The 1,910-nt window shown below is 54.2% G+C and carries 1 rRNA gene; it reads left to right on the forward strand.

Annotated elements, in window-relative coordinates:
- A 23S ribosomal RNA gene (locus ACFQ38_RS03755) occupies positions 1-1,910 on the forward strand; the annotation flags it as partial.

The following is a 1,910-nucleotide window of genomic DNA, read 5'->3' on the forward strand; positions in this document are numbered from 1 at the left end:
TAGCCGAAAGCCCAGCCACTCCTGAGTGGATCCTGAGTACGGCGGAACACGTGAAATTCCGTCGGAATCCGGGAGGACCATCTCCCAAGGCTAAATACTCCCTAGTGACCGATAGTGAACCAGTACCGTGAGGGAAAGGTGAAAAGCACCCCGGAAGGGGAGTGAAAGAGAACCTGAAACCGTGTGCCTACAAGTTGTCAGAGCCCGTTAATGGGTGATGGCGTGCCTTTTGTAGAATGAACCGGCGAGTTACGATTCCATGCAAGGTTAAGCAGCGAATGCGGAGCCGCAGCGAAAGCGAGTCTGAATAGGGCGAATGAGTATGGGGTCGTAGACCCGAAACCAGGTGATCTACCCATGTCCAGGGTGAAGGTAAGGTAACACTTACTGGAGGCCCGAACCCACGTACGTTGAAAAGTGCGGGGATGAGGTGTGGGTAGCGGTGAAATTCCAATCGAACCTGGAGATAGCTGGTTCTCTCCGAAATAGCTTTAGGGCTAGCCTCAAACGAAAGAATCTCGGAGGTAGAGCACTGTTTGGACTAGGGGCCCATCCCGGGTTACCGAATTCAGACAAACTCCGAATGCCGATGATTTATGTTTGGGAGTCAGACTGCGGGTGATAAGATCCGTAGTCGAGAGGGAAACAGCCCAGACCGCCAGTTAAGGTCCCCAAGTATCCGTTAAGTGGAAAAGGATGTGGCGCTGCCCAGACAACCAGGATGTTGGCTTAGAAGCAGCCATCATTTAAAGAGTGCGTAATAGCTCACTGGTCGAGTGGCGCTGCGCCGAAAATGTACCGGGGCTAAACGGATCACCGAAACTGCGGATTGACACCATTGGTGTCAGTGGTAGGAGAGCGTTCCAAGGGCGTTGAAGCCAGATCGTAAGGACTGGTGGAGCGCTTGGAAGTGAGAATGCCGGTATGAGTAGCGAAAGAAGGGTGAGAATCCCTTCCACCGAATGCCTAAGGTTTCCTGAGGAAGGCTCGTCCGCTCAGGGTTAGTCGGGACCTAAGTCGAGGCCGAAAGGCGTAGACGATGGAGAACAGGTTGATATTCCTGTACCACCTCCCCGCCGTTATCAGCAATGGGGGGACGCAGTAGGATAGGGTGAGCGCGCTGTTGGTCATGCGCGTCTAAGCAGTGAGGTGTGGAACGAGGCAAATCCCGTTCCTATAACACTGGGCTGTGATGGCAAGGGGAAATGTCCCCGGAGTCCCTGATTTCACACTGCCAAGAAAAGCCTCTAGCGAGGCGGGAGGTGCCCGTACCGCAAACCGACACAGGTAGGCGAGGAGAGAATCCTAAGGTGATCGAGAGAACTCTCGTTAAGGAACTCGGCAAAATGACCCCGTAACTTCGGGAGAAGGGGTGCTCTGATAGGGTGTTAAAGCCCGAGAGAGCCGCAGTGAATAGGCCCAGGCGACTGTTTAGCAAAAACACAGGTCTCTGCAAAACCGTAAGGTGACGTATAGGGGCTGACGCCTGCCCGGTGCTGGAAGGTTAAGAGGAGAGGTCAGCGCAAGCGAAGCTTCGAATTGAAGCCCCAGTAAACGGCGGCCGTAACTATAACGGTCCTAAGGTAGCGAAATTCCTTGTCGGGTAAGTTCCGACCCGCACGAAAGGCGTAACGATCTGGGCACTGTCTCAACGAGAGACTCGGTGAAATTATAATATGCGTGAAGATGCGCATTACCCGCGACAGGACGGAAAGACCCCGTGGAGCTTTACTGTAGCCTGATATTGAATTCCGGTGCAGCCTGTACAGGATAGGTAGGAGCCTTGGAATCCGGAGCGCCAGCTTCGGAGGAGGCAATGGTGGGATACTACCCTGGCTGTATTGGACTTCTAACCCTTGCCCGTGATCCGGGCAGGAGACAGTGTCAGGTGGGCAGTTTGACTGGGGCGG

This window comes from Sporosarcina contaminans, assembly GCF_042679045.1.
Classification (GTDB): domain Bacteria; phylum Bacillota; class Bacilli; order Bacillales_A; family Planococcaceae; genus Sporosarcina; species Sporosarcina contaminans.